General features: G+C 71.8%; 9 protein-coding genes and 2 pseudogenes. 5 read left to right on the top strand and 6 right to left on the bottom strand.

Going from position 1 to position 13,491, the window contains the following annotated elements; genetic code table 11:
* Positions 1–323: 323 nt before the first annotated feature.
* The 3 genes from FPZ41_RS21110 to FPZ41_RS21100 form a co-directional block, all read right to left on the bottom strand.
* Positions 324–1,202: a geranyl diphosphate 2-C-methyltransferase gene (locus FPZ41_RS21110; protein WP_131565257.1), complete on the bottom strand. Its 879-nt coding sequence runs from the start codon at positions 1,200–1,202 to the stop codon at positions 324–326.
* A 45-nt stretch (positions 1,203–1,247) separates the two neighbouring features.
* A complete protein-coding gene (locus FPZ41_RS21105; RefSeq protein WP_265584244.1) occupies positions 1,248–2,414 on the bottom strand; it encodes a family 2 encapsulin nanocompartment cargo protein terpene cyclase in 1,167 nt (388 codons plus the stop codon).
* Between the two features lie 263 nt (positions 2,415–2,677).
* Positions 2,678–4,096 (bottom strand): family 2B encapsulin nanocompartment shell protein, encoded by a 1,419-nt coding sequence (locus tag FPZ41_RS21100; protein ID WP_322620519.1) that lies wholly within the window; start codon positions 4,094–4,096, stop codon positions 2,678–2,680.
* A gap of 858 nt (positions 4,097–4,954) precedes the next feature.
* Here FPZ41_RS21100 and FPZ41_RS21090 point away from each other — a divergent pair.
* The 4 genes and pseudogenes from FPZ41_RS21090 to FPZ41_RS21075 form a co-directional block, all read left to right on the top strand.
* Positions 4,955–5,188, top strand: a pseudogene (locus tag FPZ41_RS21090) (L-lysine 6-monooxygenase); the annotation flags it as partial.
* A gap of 211 nt (positions 5,189–5,399) precedes the next feature.
* Positions 5,400–6,041, top strand: coding sequence for a phosphoribosyltransferase (locus tag FPZ41_RS21085; RefSeq protein ID WP_152864845.1), 642 nt, complete (start codon positions 5,400–5,402; stop codon positions 6,039–6,041).
* Positions 6,042–6,065: 24 nt separating this feature from the next.
* Positions 6,066–6,539, top strand: a complete 474-nt coding sequence (locus FPZ41_RS21080; protein WP_407698799.1) for a TIGR03668 family PPOX class F420-dependent oxidoreductase — start codon at positions 6,066–6,068, stop codon at positions 6,537–6,539.
* 85 nt (positions 6,540–6,624) lie between these two features.
* Positions 6,625–9,711 carry an FAD-binding and (Fe-S)-binding domain-containing protein gene (locus FPZ41_RS21075; protein WP_152864841.1) on the top strand — a complete coding sequence of 1,029 codons (3,087 nt, stop codon included), beginning with the start codon at positions 6,625–6,627 and terminating at the stop codon, positions 9,709–9,711.
* 13 nt (positions 9,712–9,724) lie between these two features.
* Here the strand turns inward: FPZ41_RS21075 and FPZ41_RS21070 are convergent, their stop codons facing one another.
* A complete protein-coding gene (locus FPZ41_RS21070; RefSeq protein WP_152864839.1) occupies positions 9,725–10,420 on the bottom strand; it encodes an HAD family hydrolase in 696 nt (231 codons plus the stop codon).
* A gap of 227 nt (positions 10,421–10,647) precedes the next feature.
* Between FPZ41_RS21070 and FPZ41_RS21065 the strand changes: the two genes are divergently transcribed.
* Positions 10,648–11,703, top strand: coding sequence for a lactonase family protein (locus FPZ41_RS21065; RefSeq protein WP_322620518.1), 1,056 nt, complete (start codon positions 10,648–10,650; stop codon positions 11,701–11,703).
* A 188-nt stretch (positions 11,704–11,891) separates the two neighbouring features.
* Here the strand turns inward: FPZ41_RS21065 and FPZ41_RS21060 are convergent, their stop codons facing one another.
* Both FPZ41_RS21060 and FPZ41_RS21055 read right to left on the bottom strand, forming a co-directional pair.
* A complete protein-coding gene (locus tag FPZ41_RS21060; RefSeq protein ID WP_152864835.1) occupies positions 11,892–12,815 on the bottom strand; it encodes a sirohydrochlorin chelatase in 924 nt (307 codons plus the stop codon).
* A gap of 193 nt (positions 12,816–13,008) precedes the next feature.
* Positions 13,009–13,491 (bottom strand): annotated as a pseudogene (locus FPZ41_RS21055) (ATPase); the annotation flags it as partial.

The raw sequence follows: 13,491 nt of genomic DNA, 5'->3' as shown, positions 1-13,491 counted from the left end.
GCGGCCGTCACGCGGACGGCGCCACCAGCGTAAGCGGAGAGTGACGCACGGGGCCCGTTGGTGAGGCGTTCGATGACGTCAAACTTGCGTTAAGAGTGGCTTGTCGGGTGATACCTGAATGTCGGCAGTGCACCAGGATGGGGATTTTCACGGCCAAGCCGGAGCGGGCAAATCGGTGTGTACTGCTCCGTCCGGAGGTGCGGGGCCGCGTCGTTCCGGAGCGCAGGTGGATACACAGCGTCACGTGTCCGCCGTGCCGGGGCTGTGCCGGTGTCACCCGGGACGATGCCGGTCACGGCGGACGTGTGACGCCGTCCGCTGAGTCAGACGCGGTCGGCCGCGATCAGCAGGTACTGGAAGCTGCCGTTCTCGTAGGCGCTCAGGAAGGTGTCCTCGATGCCCGTGACCAGGTGGTCGGCCTGCTTGCGCAGCTCCCAGTAGGGGATCGTCGCGGCGGTCAGGTCCTCGACATGGACCGGGACGAGACGGTTGCGGGCCATGGCCCGGAAGTACTCCGACCGTGGGTGGATGTCGCAGATGTAGTGGGCATTGATGAGGGACACCTCGCGCGAGGCGCGCCCATAGGTGTCGTTGTAGCAGCCGGTGATCGTCACATAGCGTCCGCCGCGGCGCAGCAGCCGGGCGTGCTCGGCGAACAGCAGGTCCAGCTCCACGTACATGGTGGACTCGTTGTTCCAGGACGCCGCGTACGCGCCGGACTTCAGGCCCGTGTCGAGCATGTTGCGATGGTGGTAGCGAACCCGGTCGTCGATGCCCCGCCTACGCGCCTCCTCGTTCGCGAAGTCGGCCTGCTTCCGGGAGATCGTGACACCGTCGGCGTGGCAGCCGTACCGCAGATGGGCCACCACACTGCCGCCGCCGCGCCCGCAGCCGGCGTCGAAGACGCGGTCGGCGGGGGAGAGGGGGCCGAGGTGGGAGGCGAGCAGTTCGGCCTGGGCCTGCTCCAGACGGTGCAACTCGGCGGTGATGCGCTCCCCGCGCGTCGCCGGGTCGGTGCCGTCGTCGAGTACGGTCCAGTCGACGCCTCCGACGCCGTAGTGGTGGTGGTACAGGTCGTCGATCTTCCCGAGTTCGAGGTTGACCGGGTTCTCCTCGGCGTTCCAGTAGTCCGCGACGCGGGTCTGGTACCTGGACTGGGTCGGCACCGTCGTGGCTGCCGGGGTGGTGTCGATGATGGTCAACAGTGTCTCCTCGTGGTGCGGTGGGGCGTCGGCCAGGGCCGCGCGTTACCAGTAGTCGGGCAGGTGGTAGCGGTGGGAGTTGGTGGCATGCCACTCGTGGTTGCCGGACACCCAGGCGGCGAGGCCCTGGGCGTAGCGCTCGACCAGGGGTGAGGTGGCGGACAGGACCGCGGACTCCTCCTCGAACGCCGCCATGATCCGGTTGTGGATCTCGACCGCCTTCAGGTAGGCGGTCTTCAGGCCGCACCGTTCGTTGGCGGCGATGACCTGGGGCAGGTTCAGATGGGTCGGATCGGCGGCCAGCTCCTTGGTGAAGGAGTACAGGTCGTTGACGATGGTGGTGGCATTGCAGGCGAGGGCCGTGATCCGCTGGATCTCGGGCCGGGCGTAGACCGCCTCGGGCAGTTCGTAGCCGTCCACGGCGTCGACGATCGACAGACAGGGCCGGAAGTTGTTGAACTGCCGCATCACCAGGTACTCCCACACGTGCGGGACGTACCGGATCTCGGACCAGGCGGCCTCGGCCAGGTAGCCCATGTGCAGGCGGGCGATGTCGTGCACGAACCGGTCGGTCTGGCTGGGGGTGGCGAAAGCGGCGTAGTCGCGCAGCGCGAAGTGGTAGGAGCGGAGCGGTCCGTCGGCCCGCACGCCGCCACGCCACTCCTCCTCCAGCTCGGGGGTGCCGTGGTACGGGTCGAGAGCCGACTGAGCCATGATCAGCCGGCCGCCCAGCCCGCGCGGCGAGCCGCCCTTGCCCTCGTCCGCCTCGCAGTAGCAGTTGTCGACGATGTTCTCCGCGAGCAGCAACTTGCCGGCCACCGTGAGGCGTTCGAGGTCGGCGGCGCCCGGATGCTGGAGGACGACGGCCCGGCCGAACTGGAACCCCGAGAAGTCCCCTGTCCATGCGGGCGGGAACAGGTCCAGCCCACGGGCCCAGGCCTCCAGCCGGCCGTCGATCTCCGCGGCCTTCCCGGGGTCGGCGGGGACGGCGGGCCGGTACCGCAGCCCGGGAATCGCCCCGCTGCGCCGGCCCCGGGCAGCGAACGCGGGGTGGGGCGGTCCGGGCAGCCGGAACGTGGGTGCCGTCTCCGGCGGTCGTGATGTGGCAGTGGACGGTGACGACGGGGTACCGGGGTTGGGTGAGGGTGAGGGTGAGGTGCGGGTGAGGCGGGGTGGCCCGGGTGGCCGGAACGGTGGCGCTGTCTCCGGCAGCCGTGGCGTGGCCGAGGTGCCCGAGGCGGGTGGTGCGGGTGGTGGCGGGGCTTCGGGGACGGCTGCCGGTGCGGGCCGGGTGAGTACGGGTGGTTCGGGCAGCCGGAACGGAGGCTGTGCCGTCGGCGGCGATGGTGCGTCCGGGGCCGGGGCCGGGGGCGGCGGGGCCCCGGAACCGGCCGCCAGGGCGGTCGGCGCGGATGGCGCGGATGGCGCGGACGGTGCCGACGGTGTGGATGGTGTGGATGGTGCCGACGGTGCGCTCATTCCGCGGTCCGTCCGACCTGCACGTTCTCCAGAATCCCCGCGGCGTCGGGCACGAGGATGGCCATCGAGTAGTAGGCGGTGACCAGGTAGTTCATGATCGCCATGGTGTCGACGTTCATGAACCGGACGTTCAGAGAGGGCTCGTACTCCTCGGGGATACCGGTCTGGTGGAGGCCGACGACTCCCTGGTCCTTCTCACCGGTGCGCAGCGCGATGATGCTGCTGGTGTGCTGCGGACTGATCGGGATCTTGCCGCACGGAAAGATCGGAACGCCGCGCCACGCGGGCACCTCGTGCCCGTCGACGTTCACGGTGCCGGGCACCAGACCGCGTCGGTTGCACTGCCGGAAGAACGCCGCGATCGCCTTCGGATGGGCGAGGAACAGCCGGGTCTTGCGCCGCATCGACAGCAGCTCGTCCATGTCGTCCGGCGTCGGGGGACCGGAGAAGGTGCTGGTGCGCTGGGCGTAGTCGACGTTGTGCAACAGCCCGAACTCGCGGTTGTTGACCAGCTCCCACTCCTGGCGTTCGCGGATCTCCTCGACGGTCAGCCGGAGTTGCTGCTCGGTCTGGTTCATCGGGTTGTTGTAGAGGTCGGCGACCCGGGTGTGGACGCGCAGCACCGTCTGGGTGAGCGACAGTTCGTACTCGCGCGGCGAGAGGTCGTAGTCGACGAAGCCGCCCGGGAGGATCGGCTCGCCCACGTGTCCCGCCTGCACGGGGACGTCGGCCTCGCCCTTGCGGTTCATGGGGCGGCTCTGCTGCTCCGCGAAGGCGTCCAGGTGTGCGGAGAGGGACGGTGTGCGCTCGACGAGCGCCGTGAGCGTGTCCCAGTTGAGGGCCAGCACCACGCCGGGGGTCTCGGCCCGCACCGAACTCAGCCACAGCGGGTCGTCCCGGCCGACGGCCTCGTCGCCCATGCCGTCGCCGTCGGTGATGACTCCGATGACCTCCTCCTCGCCGTACTTGCCCGTGGTGTAGCGGGTGAGCCGGCCGTGCACGACGAGATACGCCTCCGTCACGGGCTGCCCCGCGTCGACGAGGACCTGGCCGGCACGCACCTCCCGCACCCGGAACTTCGAGGCGATCTCCCGCAGCGCCGCGGTGTCGGAGTAGCCGCGCAGGGCGGGCAGTTCGGTCAGCGTCTCGGGGATCACCTTGATGTCGTCGGCGCCGTTGTGGTCGAACTGCACCCGTCCCCGGCCGACGCTCAGCTGCAGACGGCGGTTGACCCGGTAGGTGCCGCCCTTGACGTCGACCCACGGCAGCATCTTGAGCAGCCATCGTGAGGTGATGGCCTGCATCTGGGGTTCGGACTTGGTCGTCGTGGCGAGCTGGCGTGCCGCTTGGGTGCTGAGGCTGGTGAACTGCTGTTCGTCGGTGGCGCTTTCCGGGGCGCTTTCCGGTGCGGACACATTCCCTCCGATTGCGTGGGCGGACGTGGGCGGACGTGAGGTGGACGTGGGCGGACACAGCCCTGGCCTTCGGCGGCGAGTGACGGGGCATCCGTGGGTGAGGGCGCGCCGCGGCTGAGCCGCGGACTGGCGCTTCACGATCTCCCGAGGCGGTTACGGCGCGGGGCAGCGGGTCCCGCGGCGGCCTGGGGAGTGGGTGGGTTCACAGAGGCGGTGGAGCTCGAAGACGGGTTCTGGGGAGCGGGACGCCATGGTGGGAACCTCGTGACGGTGCGTGCGGCTGGGCTGTGTGCGCTGCGCGTCAAGCCAAACAGCCAGGGCTGGCGCCTGGGAACAGCGTGAAAGGGGCGCCTTCGTACTACGGGGGTGCATAACCGTGGAGTGAGGCAGCCCCCGCGACGGGCCCGCGCCTCCCACGCCGGTCGCCCATGTCCTGTGCACCCGGCGCAGTGGGCGCACGCACACGCGACGGCTGCCGCCGAGGCGCGCACGCGGCATGGGTGCGCGCCGGTCGGCCCGATCGGACGACGGTGTCTTCACTTCCTCAGATGACGCCGCCTCAGGGCTGGCTCACGACAGGAAAGTTGGTTGGCCTTACCTAAATTCTTCACGAGGGTCCCCTGTGTACGGTTCCGGAGGATGCGTGAGGCGAGCGGACCCGCCGGGACGGGACGTTCTGTGGGGCGCGGTCGGAGGTCAACGCCGGGCCGTCGTGTTCGGCGCGGTCCTGGGCATGGGCCATCAGGCTGGTGAGGCCCTCGTGCCGCTGCTCATCGGACTGGCCATCGACCGGGGCGCCGTGGACGGTGACGTCGCCGGTCTGCTGGGGTGGCTCGGGGTCCTGGCCGCCGTCTACCCCAGGGCATCGGCAACAACAGCGGCGAGGTCGGCAAACTCTGCCTGCGCGACGAGGAGGACGCCCTCCGCGTCGGGCGCGACCACCGCGTGGAGACAGCGCCCAACGTCACCGCCGACATCTACCTCCAGGGCGGCACCGAGCACCCCCACGGCCTCACCTCGACCCTGCTGTCCACCGTCGCGGTACGAGCCGGGGAGATCTGTGCCTCACTCCTCGCCCGCCGCGCCACGGACAGCCTCCAGGCGGTCGCGGCGCGCGGCTGGACCGACAGATGCGACCCCTGCCGGTCACGCCGCCGGGACCTGACGCGGGGCGCCGTGTAGGGGCCATCCGCCCGGGTACCCGCCAGTCAGAACAAGAACAAGGACCAAGGACACGGCCATCTCGTGGCTCCCCGTGAGCGCGGGGAAGCTCCCCGTGAGGAACAGAGGGAGATGGAAGCACATGCTGTTCCGTGACCGCAGGGAGGCCGGGCAGGAACTGGCTGAACAACTGCGCATCCTCCACGACAAAGGGGCGCTGCCCGACCCGGTCGTCCTCGCCCTGCCCCGCGGCGGCGTCACGGTGGCCCGTGAGGTGGCGCTGGCGCTCGACGCCCCGCTCGACGTCCTCGTGGTGCGGAAGATCGGCGCCCCGTTCCACGAGGAGTACGGCATCGGCGCGATCGTGGGCGACGATCCGCCGCTGTTCGACACGCGTGCCCTGGAGCGGCTCGGGATCAGCGAGACATCCCTCGCCCCCACGGTCGACCGTGAGAGGGCGGAACTGCACCGCCGTGAGGCGCTCTACCGGCAGGGCCGCGAGGCTCCGGAACTGCGGGGCCGCACCGTGGTCGTCGTCGACGACGGGGTGGCCACCGGATCGACGGCACGGGCAGCGCTGCGTTTCGTGCGGGGCCGGGAGCCCGAACGCATCGTCATGGCCGCACCGGTCTGCTCACCGGAAGCGGCCCGCATCCTGGAGAACGAGGCCGACGACGTGGTCTGCCTGGACCGGCCACGCGCCTTCATGGCCGTCGGCGAGTGGTACCAGAACTTCGACCAACTGACGGACGACGACGTGCTCGCGGCGCTGCACGGCCGTTGAGGGAGAACCCGAGGGGAGGGCACGGTGCCCGACATGGCACCCCACGAGGCGCGACGGCGCTTCACCGGCGCCCGGGTCGCACGGCTGGCGACGGTCGCCCCCGGAGGACGCCCGCACCTCGTGCCGATCGTGTTCGCCCGGCACGACGACACGATCGTCAGCGCCGTCGACCACAAACCGAAGAAGACCCGGCAGCTCGGGCGGCTGCACAACATCGCCGTCCACCCGGCCGTCTGCCTGCTCGCGGACGCCTACGACGAGGACTGGGACCAGCTGTGGTGGGTACGGGCCGACGGCGGCGCCCGGGTCGTACCGTCCGACGCGCCCGGGGAAGACGCGCGGGCCGAGTACACCGAAGCCATCGACCTGCTGCGACAGAAGTACGCCCAGTACCGCGACCGGCCGCCGGACGGACCGGTGCTCGTGGTCACCGTGCTGCGGTGGAGCGGCTGGCGGGCATCCGAAGAGGACGGCACCCGGACCTTCCCGCCGAGCTGACCCGGTCGTGGTTGTCCCCTGCCTCCCCGGGTACCCGGGGACCCCGTTCGACAGCCAGGCCGCGAGGCGGGGGCAGGGAGGCACCATGGGCGTGAGGGAGACACCGTTGTGCGCCGCGCTGCGCGAACGCGTGGACGGCGAGGTCCGCTTCGACGCCGGCAGCCGTGCCGCGTACTCCACCGACGCGTCGAACTTCCGGCAGACCCCGATCGGCGTGGTCGTCCCCCGCACCCCGGAGGCCGCCGCGCAGGCGGTTGCGGTGGCCCGCGAGCACGGTGCCCCGGTCCTCTCCCGGGGCGGCGGCACCAGCCTCGCCGGGCAGTGCACCAACACCGCCGTGGTGATCGACTGGTCGAAGTACTGCACACACCTGGAGTCGGTCGACACCGACGCCCGCACCTGCGTGGTCCAGCCCGGCATCGTCCTCGACGAACTGAACCGGCGCCTGGCCTTCTCGGGTCTGCGCTTCGGCCCCGAACCGGCCACCCACATGAACTGCACCATCGGCGGAATGATCGGCAACAACTCCTGCGGCGCCACCGCCCAGCGCACCGGCAAGGTCGTCGACAACGTCGCCCGCCTGGAAGTGCTGCTCTACGACGGGACCCGCTTCTGGTGTGGGGAGACGACCGACGAGGAGTACGCCCGGATCGAGCACCGCGGCGACCCCATGGCGGCCGTGCACCGCGGACTACGGGGGCTGCGCGACACCTACGCGGACGAGATACGCCGCCGCTTCCCCGACATCCCGCGCCGCGTCTCGGGCTACAACCTGGACTCCCTGCTGCCGGAGCACGGCTTCGACGTCGCCGGTCTGCTCGTCGGCAGCGAGTCGACCCTGGCCACCGTCCTGCGGGCCGAGCTGGAACTGGTACCGGTGGTCAAAGAGCGCGCCCTGGTCGTGCTCGGCTTCTCCAGCGTCCACGAAGCCGCCGACTGCGTGCCCGCGATCCTGCCGTACGAGCCGATCGCCCTGGAGGGCATGGACCAGCGGCTGATCCGCGACCAGCGGCTCAAGCGCCTCAACCTCCGGTTCCTCGGCCAGCTCCCCGAAGGACGCGCGTACTTGATGGTCCAGTTCGGCGGCGACACGGTCGACGAGGCCGACGAGCGGGCACACCGGATGCTGGACGCGCTCCAGGAGTCCGAGCACGACCCGGAGGTGGCGTTGCTCGACGACCCGGGACACGAGGACGAGCTGTGGCAGGTCCGTGAGGCGGGCCTCGGCGCCACCGCGCACGTGCCGGGCCACCCCGACACCTTCGAGGGCTGGGAGGACTCGGCGGTCCCGCCCGAACGGCTCGGTGACTACCTGCGCCGACTCCAGCACCTCTACGAAGAGTTCGGCTACGCCGACGAGACCGGCCCCAGCCTGTACGGCCACTTCGGGCAGGGCTGCGTCCACACCCGCATCCCCTTCGACCTCTACTCCGCGCACGGCGTGGCGGAATACCGCCGCTTCATGGAACGCGCCGCCGGTCTCGTCGCCGAGTTCGACGGCTCCTTCTCCGGGGAGCACGGCGACGGGCAGAGCCGCGGGGAGCTGCTGGAGCGGATGTTCGGGCCGGACATCGTCGATGCGTTCGGGCGCCTCAAGGCCCTCTTCGACCCGGAGAACAGGATGAACCCGGGCAAGGTCGTGGCGCCGTACCGGCTCGACGAGAACCTCCGGCTCGGCGGCGACTGGTCCCCTTACGACCCTCAGAACCTGTACTTCCGCTACCCGGACGACGGCGGCTCCTTCGCCCAGGCCGCCAACCGTTGCGTGGGCGTGGGCAAGTGCCGGCAGCTCACCAACAAGGGCGGCGCGGTGATGTGCCCCTCCTACCAGGTGACGAGGGAGGAGGAGCACTCCACACGCGGCCGGGCCCGGCTGCTGTTCGAGATGCTCGACGGGCACGGCGACAGCGCCGTACGGGACGGCTGGCTCTCGGAGGCGGTGAAGGACGCGCTCGACCTGTGCCTGGCCTGCAAGGGCTGCAAGAGCGACTGCCCCGCCGATGTCGACATGGCCACGTACAAGGCCGAGTTCCTGGCCCACCACTACGCCGGACGCCCGTGGAGGCGCCCCCGCTCCGACCTCACGATGGGCTGGCTGCCCGCGCTCGCCCAAGTGGTGGGCCGCACCCGCACCGGCCGAGTGATGAACGCGCTCACGCACACGCCGCTGCTCTCCCGGGCCGCGATCGCCGTCGCCGGGGTCGAGCACCGTGAACTCCCGCTGTTCGCCGACGAGACGCTGCGACAGTGGTTCGCCCGGCACGAACCGGACGGCGACGGCGCCCGGGGCACGGTCCTCCTGTGGCCCGACACGTTCACCACCTTCTTCCACCCGCACATCGGCCGGGCAGCCGTACAGCTCATGGAACACGCCGGCTGGCGGGTCACCCTGCCCGCCGAGACCCTGTGCTGCGGCCTCACCTGGATCTCCACCGGTCAACTCGCCACCGCCCAACGGATCCTGACGCGTGCGGTCCGGCACCTCGCCGAGCACGTGCGCGGCGGGGGACTGGTGGTGGGCCTGGAGCCCAGCTGCACGGCGGTGTTCCGCTCGGACGCGGGCGAGCTGTTCCCCGGTGACCTCGATGTGCGCAGACTGCGGCGGCAGACGGTGACCCTCGCCGAACTCCTCACCGAGCACAGCCCCCACTACGAGCCGCCGCGGGTACCCGACCGTTCGGCACGGGGCCTCGCACAGGTGCACTGCCACCAGCACGCGGTCCTCGGCTGGGACGCCGACCGGGAACTGCTGCGCCGTGCCGGGGTGGACGCCGAGCACCTGGAGTCGGGGTGCTGCGGGCTGGCCGGCAACTTCGGCTTCGAGCGGGGCCACCTGGAGGTCAGCGAGGCCTGCGCCGAACGTGTACTGCTGCCCCGGCTGCGCGAGGCCGCCGCGGAGACGGTGGTGCTGGCCGACGGCTTCAGCTGCCGCACCCAGATCCACGAACTGGACAGCGGCGGCCACGAGGCCGTGCACCTCGCGGAACTGCTCGCGTCCGCCCTTGCGGACACCGACGATCCGTCCCGTACGGTGTACGGCGTCGCGCCCGGCGCCCGCCCCGCGCCACCGGGCCGCCTGGCCAAGTCCCTCGCCCTCGCGGGCACCGGCCTCGCCGCCGCTGGTGCCGCCGCCGGTGTCACCAGTGCCGTGGCGAAGGCCCTGCGACGCTGAACTCCGTCCGCGGTCAGTCGGTCCGAACCGACCGGATGAGCCAGTCGTACGCCTCTCGCGCCGTGAACGCGCTCTGGCCGCCGCGCACCAACAGCCCCGCCGTCGCGAACGCGGGCTCGTCGGCCTGGGCGGCGACGTACGGAATCGCCACGCAGCGCATACCGGCCGCGTGCGCCGCGGCCGCGCCGGGCGCCGCGTCCTCCAGGACCACACAGTCGGCCGGGTCGGCCCCCAACCGGCGCGCGGCCTCCAGGAACACGTCGGGCGCGGGCTTGCCCCGGGCCACCTCGTCGGCCGAGACGACGGTCTTCAGCCGGTCGGCGAGACCGGTGCCCGTCAGGATCGCCTCGATGGCCTCCGGTGACGATCCGGAGGCCACGGCCATCGGGACACCCTCGGCGGCCAGCAGTTCCACGAACGCCCGCATCTCCGGGTAGACGCGCGTGGAGGCGCGGGCGAGCTCCAGATAGCGGCGGTTCTTGTCGGCGAGCAGCTCGTCGACGGACGCGGTCAGGCCGTACCGCTCCTTCCAGCGGACGATCGTCTCCTGGGTGCTGATGCCCACGTACCGCTCGTGATCCGTCCAGGTGAAGTCCGTGACGCCCTGCCCGGCGAGGGTCTGCCGGCCTGCCTCGAAGTAGTTGGGCTCGCTGTCCACGAGTGTTCCGTCGAGATCGAAGATGACCGAGATGTCGCCGAGAATGCCCATGGGATTCAGGATGCCAGTGCCCGTGATGAACCCCGTGCTCAGCTCCCGGCACGGACCCAGCACCCCCTCAGCCTTGTCGGCGCCTCCTCGATCACCCGAAAGGATGGCGCGCCGAGTCACGGCTCTCCGCGCGGAACTCGACATGCTGACGGTATGGTCTAGACCTACTGCTGCCGTCGGTCCCGACGGCACGGTGCCGGCAGGCGTGTCACCGAGAGGGGACAGCAGTGGCAGTGGCGGATGCGGGCGTGGACGGCGGCAGGCGACGACGGGCGTACATCGGCTCGTTCACGAGCGCGGGCGGTCCCGGCGTCGTCGTGGCGGCCGTGGACGAGGCGAGCGGCGCGCTGACCGTCCTGAGCAGCGCGGACGACGTCCCCGACCCGTCGTACCTCGCCCTGGCGCCGGGTGGCGACATCCTCTACACCGTCAGCGAGACGGCCGAGGGCGCGGTCGCCGCGTACCGCGTGACCGGTGCGCGGCCGGAGCTCACCGGGCCGCCGGTCGCTGTCCACGGCGCCGGGCCCACGCACCTCTCCCTCGTAGCCGGGCACGTCCTGACCGCCAACTACGGCTCCGGCAGCGTCACCGCCGTACCCCTGCGTGCCGACGGCACCCTCGCGGACAGCGCGTCCGGACTCCTCCGCCACACCGGTTCGGGGCCGGACGAGCAACGCCAAGAGGGGCCCCACGCCCACCACGTGCAGCCGGACCCGAGCGGCCGCTGGGCCGTCTCCGTCGACCTGGGCACGGATCATGTGCTGGTCTGCGAGCTGGACGCCGGGGTGCCCGTCCTGCACCGCGCAACCCCGCTCCGGCCCGGCTCCGGGCCCCGCCACCTGGCCTTCCATCCGAACGGCTCGTACGCGTACGTGGTCCACGAACTCGCGCCGGTCGTGACCGTCTGCCGCTGGGACGCGGGCGGGGGCGAGCTGACACCGCTCGGCGAGACCCCGGTGCTGCCGGGCACACCGGACGGCGACGCGTACCCGTCGGGCATCGTCGTGTCGCCCGACGGCCGCTTCGTGTGGACGGCGACACGTGGCCAGGACACGCTGTCCGTCCTCACGGTCGACGGGGGCGGGGAGGAACTCATGCCGGCGGGCACCGTGCCGTGCGGCGGCCACTGGCCGCGCGCGCTCACCGCCTCGGGCGGATTCCTGTACGTCGCGAACGAGCGCTCGGGGAACGTGAGCTGGTTCGCGCTCGACCCGGACACGGGCATGCCCCGACCGGAGGGCTCGGTCGAGGTTCCCGCGGCGTCGTGCGTGATCCTGGGCTGAGGCGCCGACCGGCACCGATCGCCGGTCACTGGCCCCTCATCCGCCGAGGCCGGCGCAGGCGTCATGGCACAGACTTCATGGCACAGACTTCATGGCGCAGGCCTCATGGCGAAGGGCCCGCCCCGAGAGGGGTGTGGGCCCTTTCGCACGGTCACGGGCGTCTGGGGACGCCGGACGCCGGACGCGGCTCAGCGGACCGGCATGCCCTGCGGCTGCTGCGGGGTGATGCCCAGCGCCGACGTGTACTTGGCGAGCGCCAGCTTGCCGATCGCCGGGTACGGGCCGAGGGCCTCGGCGGGGGAGCAGCCCGCCTCCCTGGCGGCCGCCTCGATCAGGCCGGCGTCGATCTCCGGGCCGATCAGGTACGGGGCGAGCGCGAGGTTCTGCGAGCCCGAGGAACGCAGCTGCTCGGCGACGGCCGTGATCGAGCCGTCCTGGTCGAGCGCCGCGGCCATCACCGGCACGGCGAGGCGCGCGGCGAGCAGCATGCCGGTGATGCCGGCCGCCTGCACGGCCTCGTCGCCGCCGACGGACGCCAGGATGATGCCGTCCGCGGCGGTCGCCACGGTGAACAGGCGGGCGCGGTCGGCGCGCGCCAGGCCGGCCTCGGACAGCCGCACGTGCAGCGCCTCGGCGAGCAGCGGGTGCGGGCCGAGGACATCGGTCAGGTCGGCCGCGACACGGCTCTCCATGACGGCCTGGCGGACCTGGCGCAGCAGCGAGCCGTCCGGGCCGGCGAGCAGGGGCACGACGACGGCGACGGGGCCGTCCGGCTCCTTGACGTCCATGCCGGCGGCGCGGGCCTGCTCGAAGCGGGCGGTGCGCTCCTCGGCGGCGCGGGCGAGGACGGACTGGAGTGTGGGGAACTCGTCGCCGTCCCCGTCGAGGTACCCGATCCGCGCGTCCAGGCCGGGCAGCTCGGAGCGCGCGATGCTCACGACCTCCTCGGCGAGGCTGCGCGTGGCGGCGCTGGGCTTTCCCGGCACCGCGAGGACGAGCGCGGGCGCGCCTTCAGGAGCCGCCAGGGGCTCGGGGCGGCGGTGCCGCCCGGGCTGGCGGGGTCGCGGCATTCGTACAGGCAGGCCGGATGCGGGCCCAGTGGGGGAGCTCATGGCGCCGCATGCTACTGGCTTCTTGGGTTCCCCTGTTCGGGGAGGGTGCAGGTGAGCGGTATCCGTCCGGATTTGTCTGATGAGTTACGTGACGATCGACAGAAAACCGCGTGACTTCACGCTGACATGGGGCGGCATTAGTGGCGCATTTCACAGTGTGGCCGACGGGAGGAAGCGAGTCCGTTTTGGGGTACTACTTTTCGGCCACCTGCACGTGCAGCATCCTCTCGTCGTCGGGCAGCGCCGGTACCCCCTCGGCCAACTCGGCCGCGATGCGTACCGCACCGTGCAGCGGGTCACCCTCGGCCGTCACGCGCCGCGCGTACGGCAGCCGCTCGGCCAACTCCGCCTCCAGGGGTAGCAGGAGGGGGTCGCCCATCCTGAACAGGCCACCGGTGAGAGCGACTCGGGGCTCGCCCGCAGCGGGGCAGACGGCGGCCGCGGACTCGGCCATGTGCCGGGCCGCCGCACGCAGGACCTCCGCCGCCACCGGGTCACCCTCGGCGCAGGCGGCCACCTCGGGCGCGAAGGAGGCCAGCACCGCGGCGCGGTCGGTGCGCGGGTAGAGCCGTCCGGGGAGCCCGGTGACCGGGCCGAACAGCTCCTCGGCGCGGGCCAGCAGCCGCGCCGAGCCGCCCGGCCGGCCGTCGTGGGCGCGCAGCGCGGCCTCCAGGCC

Source organism: Streptomyces acidicola, assembly GCF_009377235.1.
Lineage (GTDB): Bacteria > Actinomycetota > Actinomycetes > Streptomycetales > Streptomycetaceae > Streptomyces > Streptomyces acidicola.
This window is presented reverse-complemented; position numbering and strand designations above follow the sequence as displayed.